The sequence below is a fragment of the Streptomyces sp. NBC_01808 genome, assembly GCF_035917395.1.
Taxonomy (GTDB): Bacteria; Actinomycetota; Actinomycetes; order Streptomycetales; family Streptomycetaceae; genus Streptomyces.
The window spans coordinates 5,166,970-5,179,751 of record NZ_CP109072.1; the positions used below are offsets into that span (position 1 = coordinate 5,166,970).

Here is a 12,782-nt window from a genome sequence, read left to right on the forward strand (position 1 = left end):
ACCGCGCCGGTGTGACCCCGAATTTATGCCGGGCTGTCGGGCAGGGCTAATCTGCAAGGCGACCCTGCCATTACAACGCGACACGACTGAATCACAAGGGACGGACGCGCGTGGATCTGTTCGAGTACCAGGCGAGGGATCTCTTCGCCAAGCATGGTGTACCGGTGCTGGCCGGCGAAGTCATCGACACGCCCGAGGCGGCGCGCCAGGTGACCGCGGAGCTCGGCGGTCGCGCCGTCGTCAAGGCCCAGGTCAAGACCGGCGGCCGGGGCAAGGCGGGCGGCGTGAAGCTGGCGTCCGACCCCGACGACGCCGTCGAGAAGGCCGGCCAGATTCTGGGCATGGACATCAAGGGCCACACGGTCCACAAGGTGATGCTCGCCCAGACCGCGGACATCGCCGACGAATACTACGTGTCGTATCTCCTCGATCGCGCCAACCGCACCTTCCTCGCCATGGCCTCCGTCGAGGGCGGCATGGACATCGAGGAGGTCGCGGCCACCAAGCCGGAGGCGCTGGCCAAGATCCCCGTCGACGCCAACGAGGGCGTGACCGAGGCCAAGGCCCGCGAGATCGTCGACGCCGCGCGCTTCCCCGCCGAGATCGCCGACCAGGTCGTCGAGGTCCTGCAGACGCTGTGGACCGTCTTCGTCAAGGAGGACGCCCTCCTGGTCGAGGTCAACCCGCTGGTCAAGACCGCCGACGGCACGGTGCTGGCGCTGGACGGCAAGGTGTCGCTGGACGAGAACGCCGAGTTCCGCCAGCCCGACCACATCGCTTTCGAGGACAAGGCCGCCGCCAACCCGCTGGAGGCCGCCGCCAAGGCCAAGGGCCTCAACTACGTGAAGCTCGACGGCCAGGTCGGCATCATCGGCAACGGCGCGGGTCTGGTCATGTCCACCCTCGACGTCGTCGCGTACGCGGGCGAGAAGCACAGCGGCGTGAAGCCCGCCAACTTCCTCGACATCGGCGGCGGCGCCTCCGCCGACGTGATGGCCAACGGCCTGGAGATCATCCTCGGCGACCCGGACGTCCGGTCCGTCTTCGTCAACGTCTTCGGCGGCATCACCGCGTGCGACGCGGTCGCCAACGGCATCGTGCAGGCCCTCGAACTGCTCAAGACCAAGGGCGAGGACGTCACCAAGCCGCTGGTCGTGCGGCTCGACGGCAACAACGCCGAGCTGGGCCGCAAGATCCTCAGCGACGCCAACCACCCGCTCGTCGAGCAGGTGGACACGATGGACGGCGCCGCCGACCGCGCCGCCGAGCTGGCCGCCAAGTAAGGACAGAGGGCAGAAGAAAACCATGGCTATCTTCCTCACCAAGGACTCCAAGGTCATCGTCCAGGGCATGACCGGCTCGGAGGGCCAGAAGCACACGCGGCGGATGCTGGCGTCCGGCGCCAACGTCGTCGGCGGGGTCAACCCCCGCAAGGCGGGCCAGAAGGTCGACTTCGACGGCAGTGAGATCCCGGTCTTCGGCTCCGTCAAGGAGGCCGTCGACACGACCGGCGCGGACGTCACCGTCATCTTCGTGCCGGAGAAGTTCACCAAGTCCGCCGTGATCGAGGCCATCGACGCCGAGATCCCGCTCGCGGTGGTCATCACCGAGGGCATCGCGGTCCACGACACCGCCGCCTTCTGGGCGTACGCGGGTGCCAACGGCAACAAGACGCGCATCATCGGCCCCAACTGCCCCGGTCTGATCACCCCGGGCCAGTCCAACGCCGGCATCATCCCCGCGGACATCACCAAGCCCGGCCGGATCGGCCTGGTGTCGAAGTCCGGCACGCTGACGTACCAGATGATGTACGAGCTGCGTGACATCGGCTTCTCCACCTGCGTCGGCATCGGCGGCGACCCGGTGATCGGCACCACCCACATCGACGCGCTCGAAGCCTTCGAGGCCGACCCCGACACCGACCTGATCGTGATGATCGGCGAGATCGGCGGCGACGCCGAGGAGCGGGCCGCGGACTACATCAAGGCCCACGTGACCAAGCCGGTCGTCGGCTACGTCGCCGGCTTCACCGCCCCCGAGGGCAAGACCATGGGCCACGCCGGCGCCATCGTCTCCGGCTCCTCGGGCACGGCCCAGGCGAAGAAGGAAGCCCTGGAGGCCGCGGGCGTGAAGGTCGGCAAGACGCCGTCGGAGACGGCGCGGCTGGCCCGCGAGGTGCTGGCGGGCTGACGCGGCTCGCCGCGCAGGTCTCGGCAGAGGCCCCGTTACGGAACGCGAGCGGGCCCGCCCCACCCGGGGCAGGCCCGCTCGCGCGTGCCGGGGCAGGCGTGCGTCAACCTGACGTGCCGCGGACCGGTCCCGCGGACGGGTGGTCCTGCCCGCCGGCGGGCGCGGCGGCTGGACCCGGCGCGAGCGGCGCGGCGGGCGGGCCGTAGCCGGGGCCGCCGGCGGGGCCCGGGGTGCGGGATCCCGGTGCGGACGGGGCGCCGGTGCCGGTGGCGGGCGGCCAGACGGACCGGCCGGTCAGCCACGCGGGCTTCACGGGCGACGTGGCTCTGTTGCGGGCCTGGACCTCACCGATGACGGAGACGACGGCGGCGAGCAGGAAGATGACGGCGGCCAGCAGGGCGTAGCGGCGCAACTGCCGGTCCGTACGGGCCTCGCTGCGCTGCCGCGCCGCGCCCGGGGGCAGGGTGCGTATCGGCTGCGCCGCGGCGAACCGCCGCAGCCGGGCGCGCAGCTCCTCCGCCCGCCTGCGCTCCGGCAGCGCCCCCAGCTCCGGCACGGCCTCGGCCAGCGCCTCGTGCGCGTGCGTGACCCGCCCCGCGGCGGCCAGGGTGCTGGCCTCCAGCTCGGCGGCGGCCTCGGGCAGGTCGAGCCCGACGACGTCGTAGACGACGACGGCACTGCGGTACGACTGCGGCAGCGCCCGCAGCGCCGCGAACACCCGCCGGTCCGCCTCCTCACCGCAGCCCAACTCCCCGCACGTCTCGTCCGGGCCCGTCTCCTCCCCTCCAACAGCCACCCCGCGCCGCGTTCGGCGCCGCCACCGGGCGCGCAGCCACTCCCAGGGCTCCTGCACGTAACCGAACGCAGCCGCCCGCACCCACCCCGGCGGATCCCGGTCCGAGGCCACCTCAGGCCACTGCTCCCACGCCAGGTGGAAGGCGTGCTCGACGGCCTCGCGGGTCAGGGCGTGGTCGCCGGTGAGCAGGTACGTGTGCCGGGTGACGTCGGCGGCGCAGCGCTGGTAGAGCGCGTCGTACGCGGCCTCCGCGGCGGCGGCCGTGGTGTCGGCGGCGGCGGAGTTCCGCGCGGCGGCGGCCCGACGCCCGGCGCGGTACGCCCTGTTCCCGTACACGCCGACCCGGTGCGCCCGGCCCGCCGCGGCGCGGTTCCGGGGCGTCCCCCCGGCCGGCCCGAGACCGTATGCTCCAGTCCCTCCGGTCCACGCATCCGCCCCCGCCCCGGCCACGCCCACGACCGGGATCTCTTCGGTGTCCTCCAGATCGGGAGACCGCCCCTGCCCGCGCCGCCGCCGGCGCCTCTCCCGGGGCCCGAGCGGGACCGGGGGCCCGGGCGGCGGGGATATGTCAGGGTCCATAGCACCATCGTGGCCAACACGACGGGCAAACGCTCGTTACCAGGGCGAAACGGGTTAATTTGACACCATGGCGGCCGTGAGTCAATTGACCGACCTCGCCCCGTCGTTATCTCCCCGGCGCCAGGCCCAGGGCGCCCGCGGCGCCGCCGTCGCCGCGGCGCTGGCGAGCGGCTTCCTCGCCGCCGGCCTCGGCCTCGGCCTTCTCGCCGTGCTCGTGCTGCTGCTGTGGATCACGTCCCCGTACCCCGACAGCGGCCCGGGCGGCGCCCTGCACATCGTCGCCGACCTGTGGCTTCTCGCCCACGGCGCCGATCTCGTACGCACCGAGACGCGCACCGGCACACCCGCCCCCGTCGGCCTCACCCCGCTGCTGCTCACGGCGCTGCCGGTCTTCCTCCTGCACCGCGGTGCGCGCGATGCGCTCACCCCGCAGGAAGGCAGGCCGCAGCTCGCGCCGCTGGCCACCGGCGCGTGGGTGGCCTGCGGCTACCTCGTCGTCGCCGCCGGGGTCACCGGCTATGCGCTGGCCGGGCCGCTGCGCGCCGCGCCGCTCGGCGTCGCCGCCGTGGTGCCGCTGACGGTGGCGGCGGCCACCGCCGCCGGGGTGTGGTCCGCGGCCGGGACGCCCGCCGTGCTGCTGCCCCGCCGCTGGCACCCGGGCGCCGCCGACGCCCGGGCCGGGGCGGCGCCGCGCGCGGAGGCCGCCGCGCGGGCGGGCGCGGCAGGGGTCGTCGCGCTGCTCGGCGGCGGGGCGCTGCTGTGCGCGGTCGCGCTGGTCGCCCACGCGGCCGTCGCGCAGGAGCACTTCCTCTCCCTGTCCACGACGGTCTCCGGCCGGTTCGGCGTCTTCCTCCTCGCGCTGGCGCTGCTGCCGAACGCCGCGATGTGGGCGGCGGCGTACGGGCTCGGGCCCGGCTTCGCCGTCGGGGCGGGGAGCACGGTGACGCCGCTCGGTGCCGCCGACTACCCCGTGCAGCCCGTCTTCCCGCTGCTCGCCGCGGTGCCGGGGGAGGGCCCCGGCGGGCCGCTGACCTGGGTCCTCGCGGCGGTGCCTGTGGCGGCGGGGATCGTCGTCGGGTGCTTCGCGGGGCGGGCCGCGGCGCCGGTGGCGAGGGAGCGGGAGCCGGGTTGGCGGTGGTGGCCCACGGTGGGGGTGACGGCGCTGGCGGCGCTCGGCTGCGGCGCGGGCACGGCAGCGGTGGCGTGGCTCGCCGGCGGGCCGCTCGGCACGGAGACGCTGGCGGCCTTCGGCCCGGTGTGGTGGCAGGCCGGTGGTGCGGCGGTGGCGTGGACGGCGGTGGTCGGGGTGCCGGTGGCGCTCACGGTACGGGCCGTCCGGCTGCGCGGCGCGGCGCCGCTGCCGGTGCCGACGTCGGTGGCGGCGCCCGGCGGGCGGATGCGGGCGCGGCGGTGGACGTGGGGGCGGCAGGACTGGCCGCTTTGGGAGCCGCGTTCGCGACTGGCGGAGGAGTGGGAGGAGGAACCGGGCGGCGACTGACGCCGTACGAGAGGAACCGATGCCGTACGGCGCGAGTCGGCACCGTACGGCAGGAGCCCACACCTCCGTACGCACCGTGCCCGGGCGCCGCCGCAGCGGGGCGCCCGGGCACGTACCTGACTGACTGCTCCGCGGCCCGCGCTCAGTCGCGCTCGAAGAACGTCCGCAGGGGCTTGGGCAGTTCGTTGCTGCAGTGCTCCTTCGACGCCTCGGTGAGCGCATCGCTGCGGCAGTTGAAGTAGTCGCGGTACGCGATCTGCACCGAGAACCCGATGAGCACGATGGACAGCGTGATGCCCGCCGCCACGATGCCGGTGATCGCCGCCGTGGTGTGCGGGCGGCCGCCCCGGGCCTGGCGCTGTACGGGCTGGCCGTAGGCGTCCGTGCCGCCGCCGTTGGCGCGGCCGTTGGCGGCCGCACCGTTGCCCGGCGCGCGGGACTTGCCGCGGAGCGCGTCGATGCCCCAGTAGAGGGCGAGCGAACCGAGAAGCAGGGCCAGCGGCCACCAGTTGAACAGGGCGAAGAAGAAGCCCCACATGCCGGCGAGCAGCGCGTACCGCGAGCGGCGCTGCACCGGGTCGGTCGGGTCCCAGCGCAGGTTCTTCCCCGGCCCGTCGCCGTTGTCCCGGCCTTTGTCGCGGCCGGGCCCCGACCCGTCGCCGGAGCCGCCGGGGCCCTGGCCCTGGCCCTGCGGGCCGCCGGTGCCCTGCTGGCCGTGGTCGCCGCCGCCCCAACCGCCGTGCCCGGGGGGCGGCTGGTGGCTGCTCCACTGGTTGCCCCACGGGGGCGGCGGCTGGTCCTGCCCGCCGTTCTGCCCGTTGCCCTGGCCGTCCTGACCGCCCTGGCCGCCGTGCTGCGGACCGCCCTGGCCGCCGCCACCGGGCGATCCCTGCGGTCCCTGCGGCCGTTGCCCCTGCGGCGGCGCGTCCTGCGGCCCGGGACCGATCTGCGGCGGCCCCTGCGGCGGAGCACCGTAAGGCCCGGGCCCGTACTGCGGCCCGCCCTGCGGCTGCTGCCCCTGTCCGCCCTGGCCGCCCGGCGCCCCCTGGCCGCCCGGCGCCCCCTGGCCGCCCGGCGCCCCCTGGCCGCCCTGCGTGCCCTGCCCGCCGTCCTCCGGCGGCGGCGCCGGCGCCTCGGGGTCCGACGGCGGCCTGGAGTCGCGGTACACGACGCCGCCTTGTCCGGGCACGAGCACGTCCCGGGGCGCGCCGAACCAGCCGGGGGACTGCGAAGGGCCCCCGGCCGCTGCGGGGACGGGGCGTCGGAGGGCCGCGCTGCGGCGTCGGTCCTGCTGCATCTGGACGGCGTCGTCTCCTCAGGTCGTCTGCCCGCGCGGCCGGGGCGCGTGCGCGGGCGCGCGTAACTGCTACCGGAGACGCTACCCCGCCCGGCCTGGCGCGGCCCCGCCAGGGGACGCCCGGTATGGTGGCAGACGTCCGCCGCCCCTCCCCGGGACCCCTGGCACCCCAGGGTCTCGCGGCTCGTACGGACACACAATCGCCCGCCGAAGAGAGATCCCCCGTGGTTCCGCATGCGCCCGCCCGCCTCGTCGTGCTCGTCTCCGGCTCGGGTACGAATCTTCAGGCCCTGCTCGACGCCGTCGCCGCGCAGGGGGCGGACGCCTACGGCGCCGAGGTCGTCGCGGTCGGCGCCGACCGCACCGCGGAGGCCGGCGCCGCCGGGCTGCTGCGCGCGGAGCGCGCCGGGCTGCCGACGTTCGTCTGCCGGGTCCAGGACTTCGCCACCCGCGCCGAGTGGGACCGGGCGCTGGCCGAGGCCACGGCCGCGTACGAGCCGGACCTCGTGGTCTCGGCCGGGTTCATGAAGATCGTGGGGAAGGAGTTCCTGGCCCGCTTCGGCGGCCGGTTCATCAACACCCACCCCGCGCTGCTCCCCAGCTTCCCCGGCGCCCACGCCGTACGCGACGCGCTCGCGCACGGCGTGAAGGTCACCGGGTGCACCGTCCACTTCGTCGACGAAGGCGTCGACACCGGCCCGATCATCGCGCAGGGCGCGGTCGAGGTCCGCGAGGAGGACCACAGGGACGGGGGCGAGGCGCTGCACGAGCGCATCAAGGCAGTCGAACGGCGGCTGCTCGTCGACGTCGTGGGCCGGCTGGCCCGGGACGGGTACCGCGTCGAGGATCGAAAGGTTCGGTTCGGTGAGTAATTCTGGGTCCCCGGGCAAGGCAGGTTCCGCGTCGGAAGAGGCTGCCGGGGCTGACTCCCGGCGGCCGGTACGCCGCGCGCTGATCAGCGTCTACGACAAGACCGGCCTGGAGGAGCTGGCCCGCGGGCTGCACGGGGCCGGGGTCGCGCTCGTCTCCACCGGCTCGACGGCCGCGCGCATCGCGGCCGCCGGAGTGCCGGTGACGAAGGTCGAGGAGCTGACCGGCTTCCCCGAGTGCCTGGACGGCCGGGTCAAGACGCTGCACCCGCGGGTGCACGCCGGGCTCCTCGCCGACCTGCGCCTCGATGACCACCGGCGGCAGCTCGCGGAGTTGGGCGTCGAGCCGTTCGAGCTGCTGGTGAGCAACCTCTACCCGTTCGCCGAGACCGTCGCCTCCGGCGCCTCGCCCGACGAGTGCGTCGAGCAGATCGACATCGGCGGCCCGTCGATGGTCAGGGGCGCGGCGAAGAACCACCCGTCGGTCGCCGTCGTCGTCAACCCGGCGCGCTACGACGAGGTGCTCAAGGCCGTCGGGGACGGCGGCTTCGACCTGGCGCAGCGCAAGCGGCTCGCGGCGGAGGCGTTCCAGCACACGGCGGCGTACGACGTGGCCGTGGCCAACTGGTTCGCCGCGGACTACGCCCCCGCGGACGAAGGACCGCAGGACTTCGTCGGCGCCGCCTACACCCGGCTGAACCCCCTGCGCTACGGCGAGAACCCGCACCAGGCCGCGGCCCTCTACACCGACGGCTCCGGCGCAGGACTGCCCGGCGCCGAGCAGGTGCACGGCAAGGAGATGTCGTACAACAACTACGTCGACACCGAGGCCGCGCGCCGTGCCGCGTACGACCACGAGCGCCCCTGCGTCGCCATCATCAAGCACGCCAACCCCTGCGGCATCGCCGTCGCCGACGACGTCGCCGAGGCGCACCGCAAGGCGCACGCCTGCGACCCCGTGTCCGCGTACGGCGGCGTGATCGCCGTCAACCGGCCGGTGTCGAAGGCGATGGCCGAGCAGGTCGCGGAGATCTTCACCGAGGTCATCGTGGCGCCGGAGTACGAGGACGGGGCGCTGGAGGCGCTGACGCGGAAGAAGAACATCCGCATCCTGCGCAGCGCCGGGACGCCGCAGCGCGGCCAGGAGTTCCGGCCCGTCGACGGTGGGCTGCTGGTGCAGGAGCGGGACGTCTTCCAGGCCGCGGGCGACGACCCGGCCGGATGGCAGCTCGCCGCGGGTGCCGGCCTCGACGCGGCGGGCCTCGCCGACCTGGCGTTCGCCTGGCGGGCGTGCCGCGCGGTGAAGTCCAACGCGATCCTGCTGGCGAAGGACGGCGCCACCGTGGGCGTCGGCATGGGTCAGGTCAACCGCGTCGACTCGGCGAAGCTCGCCGTGCAGCGCGCGGGGGCGGAGCGCGCGGCGGGGGCGTACGCCGCCTCGGATGCCTTCTTCCCGTTCCCCGACGGGCTTGAGGTGCTGCTCGACGCGGGGGTACGGGCCGTGGTGCAGCCGGGCGGCTCGATCCGCGACGAGCAGGTGATCGAGGCCGCGCAGAAGGCGGGCGTGACCATGTACCTCACCGGCGCACGGCACTTCTACCACTGAGGACCGCCGGGCCGGACGGCCCGGACGACACGGACGGCCCAGACGAACGGAGCCCCGCCTTCGCCGGCGGGGCTCCGTCCGTATACGTAACGAAAGTCACGGCCTGGGGCGCCCGAACCAGCGCCCGGAGTCGCGGTTCGCGACCATCACGATCGAGATGATGCCGAGCGCGATCCAGATGATGCCGAGCGGGAGCGCCAGCACGCCGAAGAGGATGAGGAAGCTCAGCCACACGATGCTGCCGACGCGCACGCCGGCCGCGCCCCTGCCGAAGAGCGAGGCGAGGACGATGCCCAGGATCGCGTGCACCAGGTAGATGCCGGCGACCACGGCCACCGCCTCGGCCGGGACCTCGACGCCCGAGCCTTCCTGGAAGCCGTCCTCGAAATCATCCTTCGCCACCGCGATGCCGATGAGCAGCAGGAGCGAGAGCAGGGTCTGCAGACCGGCCGAGATGAACATCATGATGCGGGCGGCGGTCGCCTTGCCCGGGATGCTCGTCGGGTAGCCGCCGCCGTCGCCGTACGGGCCGGGGCCGCCCGGGTACGCCGGATACGGCTGGCCGGCGCCGGGGTACTGCGGATAGCCGTAAGGCTGCTGCTGGGCAGGCTGCTGCGGTGGTTGCTGCTGCGCCTGCTGTTGCTGGCCCTGGGGCCCGCCGTAGGGGTTGTTCTGGTCGGGGAGGCTCACGGTGCCCTTCTTCCGCGGTTATGGACGTACTGACACACTGACCTGGCCCGAGGACGGCTGTCCAGACCGGCTGATTGGTCTGTTACCCGCAGCATCGGGGAGGATGGGGCCATGACCGCCCAGATTCTCGACGGCAGGGCCACCGCGGCCGCGATCAAGTCCGAGCTTGCCACGCGCGTGCAGGCGCTCAAGGGCCGGGGTGTCACGCCCGGCCTCGGCACCCTCCTGGTCGGCGACGACCCGGGCAGCCAGAAGTACGTCGCGGGCAAGCACCGCGACTGCGCCGAAATCGGCATCGCCTCGATCCAGCGCGAACTGCCCGCGACGGCGACGCAGGAGCAGATCGAGGCGGTCGTCCGCGAGCTGAACGAGGACCCGGACTGCACCGGCTACATCGTGCAGTTGCCGCTGCCGCGTGACATCGACGAGAACCGGGTGCTGGAGCTGATCGACCCGGCCAAGGACGCCGACGGGCTGCACCCCACGAACCTCGGCCGGCTCGTGCTCAACGAGCCCGCGCCGCTGCCCTGCACCCCGAACGGCGTCATCCGGCTGCTGCGCCAGTTCGGCGTGGAGCTGAACGGGGCACACGTCGTGGTCGTCGGGCGCGGCGTCACCATCGGCCGGTCGCTGCCGCTGATGCTCACCCGCAAGTCCGAGAACGCCACGGTCACCCAGTGCCACACCGGCACCCGCGACCTCGCCGGGCACCTCCGGCAGGCCGACGTGGTCGTGGCCGCGGCCGGCTCGCCGCACCTGATCAAGCCGGCGGACATCCGCCCGGGCGCCGCCGTCCTCGACGTCGGCGTGAGCCGCGACGAGCACGGCAAGATCGTCGGGGACGTGCACCCGGGCGTCGCGGACGTCGCGGGCTGGCTGTCGCCGAACCCGGGCGGGGTGGGGCCGATGACGCGGGCGATGCTGCTGGTCAACGTCGTGGAGGCGGCGGAGGCCGCGACGGGGGCGAACGGGTCCGGGGTCTCCGGTGTCGCGGGCGTCGCCGATACGTCCGGGATGGGCACGGCCGCGCCGGCGGCGCCGTGATGGCCCGCCGCACGGCGTTCCCCACCCGCGGCACGGTCCGCCCCGAGGGCGGCGGCCGGGCGGCGTCCGGCCAGGCCCCGCCGCCGGTGCGGCAGTGGCCGATACTCCTGGTGCTCGCGATAGCGGCGGCCGGGCTGATCACGGTGGCCGCGGGCCCGTTCCGCGAGGGCACGCTGATCGTCGGCGGGGCACTGCTCGTCGGCGGCGTGCTGCGCGGGACGGTGCCGGAGGTGGGCATGCTGGCGGTGCGGTCCCGGTTCACCGACATCGTGACGTTCGGGGTGCTGGGCCTGGCGATCGTGCTGCTGGCGCTGGTCGCGATGCCGGACCCGTGGCTTGAGGTGCCGTTCCTGGAGGACGCGGTCCACTTCTCCGTACGCTGACGGGCGCCGCCGGCGGGGGCCGGCGGAGGGCCGCCGCGCGGGCCGGCGAGGGGGCCGGCGAGGGGCGGGATCGTACCCGGGATCTCCACGTCCGCGCTGGCAGATGCGATGCTGGAGCGGGAGCGCGTCACGGGGACCAAGGGGGAACAAGGGAGTAGCGATGCCTCGCTGGAAGGAGCTGCCGGAGGAGCTCGACCCGCAGATACGGGACTTCGCCGCGCACATGCGCCGGCTGGTCGACCGCAGCGGCCTGACCGTGTCGGAGGTCGCGGACCGCACCGGGTACAGCAGGTCGTCGTGGGAGCGCTACCTCAACGGGCGGCTGATGCCGTCGCGCGCGTCGGTCGTCGCGTTCGCGGAGGTGACGGGCGCGCGGGACGACCAGCTCATGACCGAGTGGAGCGCGGCGGACCGCGCCTGGAGCCGGGCGGAGCTGCGGAACCGGTCGGCGCTTCGCGCCCTGCGGGCGGCAGAGCCCGGCCCTGACGGCGCGCAGGCCCCGGAGCCCGGCCGCCGGGGGCGGGGAATCCGCGGAGTCCTGGGCCGGGGCAGGGGACGCGGCGAGGAGATACCCGGCGCGGGGGAGACGGCGCACGTCGGCGGGAGCGGCGGTGCGGCGCGGGGTGCGGAGAGGCCCGTACGCCCGGACGCGACGGAGCGCTCGGCGGTACGTCCCGGACCTCCGCCGCCGCCGGAGAGGCGGGCGACGGGGGCGGCCGGAGAGGGCGAAGCGGGGGCGGGAGCGGGAGTTGAGGCGAGAACCGGCGCGGGGGCCGGGGCCGGGAGAGGAGCCGGGAGCGGAGCTGCCGCGGCGGCGGGAGCCGGACGCGGTTCTGACACCGGTTCTGACGCCGGTTCTGACACCGGTTCTGACACCGGTTCCGATACGGGGCCCGACGCCGGGGGCAAGGCCGGAAGCAACGCCGTCGACTCCGCCGCCCGGGACACCGACGAGACCACGAAACTCCGCGCCCTCTCCCGCCCCGCCCTCTCCCGCCCCGCCCCGCCGCCCGCACCGGAGCCGGCCGGCGGGACGGCCCGTACCCGGCCGATATCCACCGCCCCCGCCCCGCCCCCGCCCGCCGCGGCGCCCCCACGGAAGAACTGGCCCCTGCGCCGCGTCCTCCTCGCCGGCCTCGTCACCCTGCTGCTCACCGGCAGCGGCGCCGGCGTCGTCTACGTCGGCCACGGCCTGATCTCCGACCCGGGCGTCGAGGAGCAGCAGAAGCCCCGCGGCGGTCCGCCGCCCGACTCCAGCCCGACCGGGAAGACATCGGGCCCGGGGTCCGAGTCCGGTTCGCCGTCCGGGGCCGCGGAGTTGCCCGAGGGCGTGGAGTGCCAGGGCGACGACTGCACGGGCAAGGACGCCGACGAGATGGGCTGCGGCGGCGACTTCGCCCGTACGACCACGGAGACGACCATCGGCGACATGGTCCTGGAGATCCGCTACAGCGAACCCTGCCAGGCGGCGTGGGCCCGGATCACCGCCGCGGAGCCCGGCTCGACGGTCACCGCACTGGCCGAGGTGCCGGGCGAGGAGCCGGTCCGCGAGGACTCGTCGGCCGGGACGAGCGAGGGCTACACGGCGATGGTCGTGGCGGAGGACCTGGACACCGTACGGGCGTGTGCGGAGTTGCCGGACGGGACCGCGGCCTGCACGAAGGGCACGCTGCCGTCGTAGGGGCCCGGTGACAGTGCGACCGCCCTTCCCCGCCCGTACCGGCGGCTCCGCCCCACCGCCGCCGTGACCGGGCCCACACCGGCCGCCCTCCGGCACTCCGTGCCAGTCGGATAGATTGACCCACGGGGGCACGGCTGCCCTTGGCCGCC

At 74.8% G+C, this 12,782-nt stretch carries 11 protein-coding genes; 8 read left to right on the plus strand and 3 right to left on the minus strand.

Annotated features, from left to right (window positions below):
- Nucleotides 1-110 precede the first annotated feature (110 nt).
- Nucleotides 111-1,283 carry an ADP-forming succinate--CoA ligase subunit beta gene (gene sucC / locus OG946_RS23000; protein ID WP_326797907.1) on the plus strand — a complete coding sequence of 391 codons (1,173 nt, stop codon included), beginning with the start codon at nucleotides 111-113 and terminating at the stop codon, nucleotides 1,281-1,283.
- Between the two features lie 22 nt (nucleotides 1,284-1,305).
- Nucleotides 1,306-2,190 carry a succinate--CoA ligase subunit alpha gene (gene sucD, locus OG946_RS23005; protein ID WP_326797908.1) on the plus strand — a complete coding sequence of 295 codons (885 nt, stop codon included), beginning with the start codon at nucleotides 1,306-1,308 and terminating at the stop codon, nucleotides 2,188-2,190.
- 103 nt (nucleotides 2,191-2,293) lie between these two features.
- On the opposite strand, the gene OG946_RS23010 is transcribed toward sucD, so the two are convergent.
- Nucleotides 2,294-3,322, minus strand: a complete 1,029-nt coding sequence (locus OG946_RS23010; RefSeq protein WP_326797909.1) for an RNA polymerase sigma factor — start codon at nucleotides 3,320-3,322, stop codon at nucleotides 2,294-2,296.
- Nucleotides 3,323-3,641: 319 nt separating this feature from the next.
- Here OG946_RS23010 and OG946_RS23015 point away from each other — a divergent pair, with 319 nt between their 5' ends.
- Entirely contained in the window at nucleotides 3,642-5,063 is a 1,422-nt protein-coding gene (locus OG946_RS23015; protein WP_326797910.1) for a cell division protein PerM, read from the plus strand.
- 142 nt (nucleotides 5,064-5,205) lie between these two features.
- Here the strand turns inward: OG946_RS23015 and OG946_RS23020 are convergent, their stop codons facing one another.
- A complete protein-coding gene (locus OG946_RS23020) occupies nucleotides 5,206-6,360 on the minus strand; it encodes a hypothetical protein (protein ID WP_326797911.1) in 1,155 nt (384 codons plus the stop codon).
- Between the two features lie 224 nt (nucleotides 6,361-6,584).
- On the opposite strand from OG946_RS23020, the gene purN reads away from it, so the two are divergent.
- The gene (gene purN, locus OG946_RS23025) at nucleotides 6,585-7,232 is read left to right on the plus strand and encodes a phosphoribosylglycinamide formyltransferase (RefSeq protein ID WP_326797912.1); all 648 of its coding nucleotides are present in this window, start codon (nucleotides 6,585-6,587) and stop codon (nucleotides 7,230-7,232) included.
- Nucleotides 7,225-8,835, plus strand: coding sequence for a bifunctional phosphoribosylaminoimidazolecarboxamide formyltransferase/IMP cyclohydrolase (purH, locus tag OG946_RS23030; RefSeq protein ID WP_326797913.1), 1,611 nt, complete (start codon nucleotides 7,225-7,227; stop codon nucleotides 8,833-8,835). The genes purN and purH overlap by 8 nt, the downstream gene beginning before the upstream one ends.
- A 96-nt stretch (nucleotides 8,836-8,931) precedes the next feature.
- On the opposite strand, the gene OG946_RS23035 is transcribed toward purH, so the two are convergent.
- A complete protein-coding gene (locus tag OG946_RS23035) occupies nucleotides 8,932-9,525 on the minus strand; it encodes a hypothetical protein (protein ID WP_326797914.1) in 594 nt (197 codons plus the stop codon).
- Nucleotides 9,526-9,636: 111 nt separating this feature from the next.
- On the opposite strand from OG946_RS23035, the gene OG946_RS23040 reads away from it, so the two are divergent.
- The 3 genes from OG946_RS23040 (at nucleotide 9,637) to OG946_RS23050 (ending at nucleotide 12,633) form a co-directional block, all read left to right on the plus strand.
- Nucleotides 9,637-10,569: a bifunctional methylenetetrahydrofolate dehydrogenase/methenyltetrahydrofolate cyclohydrolase gene (locus OG946_RS23040; RefSeq protein WP_326797915.1), complete on the plus strand. Its 933-nt coding sequence runs from the start codon at nucleotides 9,637-9,639 to the stop codon at nucleotides 10,567-10,569.
- A complete protein-coding gene (locus OG946_RS23045) occupies nucleotides 10,569-10,952 on the plus strand; it encodes a DUF3017 domain-containing protein (RefSeq protein ID WP_326797916.1) in 384 nt (127 codons plus the stop codon). The genes OG946_RS23040 and OG946_RS23045 overlap by 1 nt, the downstream gene beginning before the upstream one ends.
- Before the next feature lie 160 nt (nucleotides 10,953-11,112).
- Nucleotides 11,113-12,633, plus strand: a complete 1,521-nt coding sequence (locus OG946_RS23050; RefSeq protein ID WP_326797917.1) for a helix-turn-helix domain-containing protein — start codon at nucleotides 11,113-11,115, stop codon at nucleotides 12,631-12,633.
- Nucleotides 12,634-12,782 lie beyond the last annotated feature (149 nt).

Bases quoted from the DNA above. Each gene is read 5' to 3' on its own strand.
- sucD (WP_326797908.1), top strand. From the start codon at position 1,306: ATGGCTATCTTCCTCACCAAGGACTCCAAGGTCATCGTCCAGGGCATG.
- OG946_RS23020 (WP_326797911.1), bottom strand. From the start codon at position 6,360: ATGCAGCAGGACCGACGCCGCAGCGCGGCCCTCCGACGCCCCGTCCCC.
- OG946_RS23040 (WP_326797915.1), top strand. From the start codon at position 9,637: ATGACCGCCCAGATTCTCGACGGCAGGGCCACCGCGGCCGCGATCAAG.
- OG946_RS23045 (WP_326797916.1), top strand. From the start codon at position 10,569: ATGGCCCGCCGCACGGCGTTCCCCACCCGCGGCACGGTCCGCCCCGAG.
- OG946_RS23050 (WP_326797917.1), top strand. From the start codon at position 11,113: ATGCCTCGCTGGAAGGAGCTGCCGGAGGAGCTCGACCCGCAGATACGG.